Source organism: Psychrobacter sp. 1Y4 (assembly GCF_051847555.1).
This window is the reverse complement of the sequence record NZ_JBPYDE010000307.1, coordinates 1-869: the sequence shown is the minus strand read 5'-3', so window position 1 is coordinate 869 and position 869 is coordinate 1. Positions and strand designations below refer to the sequence as shown.

The following is an 869-nucleotide window of genomic DNA, read 5'->3' as shown; positions in this document are numbered from 1 at the left end:
ATCCTGCTGCTGGTAAGGTCATCGCGATTAAACGCGGTGAGCGCCGAGTGTTTGAAAGTCTTGTGATCGCGGTCGACCCAAAAGGTGAAGAAATAGACTTTGAGCGCTATGACTCACAGCAGATTGCTGACCTAGACTCTGAAGTCGTTGAAGCCCAACTGATTGCCTCTGGCGAATGGACTGCGTTTCGTACGCGTCCCTATAGCCGTGCACCAGAAATTGGTGCTCGTCCACACGCTATCTTTGTCACAGCAATGGATACCAATCCATTAGCCCTTGACCCAATGCTGGTGATCAATGAGCAGCTACAAGCGTTCAATGATGGTCTTGCTGTACTTTCGACACTCACGCCAAAGACTTTTGTCTGCCATCATGGCGATGCCCAGCTGACGCCAGTTGCAAAAACTGCGGCTAATAATATCACTGAGTATCATACTTTTGCTGGTAAACATCCAGCAGGTCTTGCTGGTACGCACATTCACTTTTTGCATCCAATCATGCGCGGTGTGTCCGTATGGACGATTGGATATCAAGACGTGATTGCGATTGGTAAACTGTTCACGACTGGACATCTGTATACACGCCGTATGCTGAGTTTAGCGGGCCCTGCGGTTACCAATCCACATTTGGTTGCGACCGAACGCGGCGCTGATATTACGGCATTGACTAAAGGTCAATTGGCGGCAGGCGAGAACCGTATTATCTCAGGTTCAGTCTTGTCTGGTCGTAAAGTGTTTGACAATATCGCTTATCTTGGTCGTTTTCATAATCAGATCAGTGTACTAGCTGAAGGCCATGAGCGCCCAGCGTTCCACTTCTTTAGCCCAGGTAAAAATCGCTTCTCAAAACTGCCCATCTATATTTCGCAG

1 pseudogene is annotated in these 869 nt (G+C 48.6%); it reads left to right on the top strand.

Annotated features, from left to right (window positions below):
- Positions 1-869: pseudogene (locus ACS8FC_RS15960) on the top strand (NADH:ubiquinone reductase (Na(+)-transporting) subunit A); the annotation flags it as partial.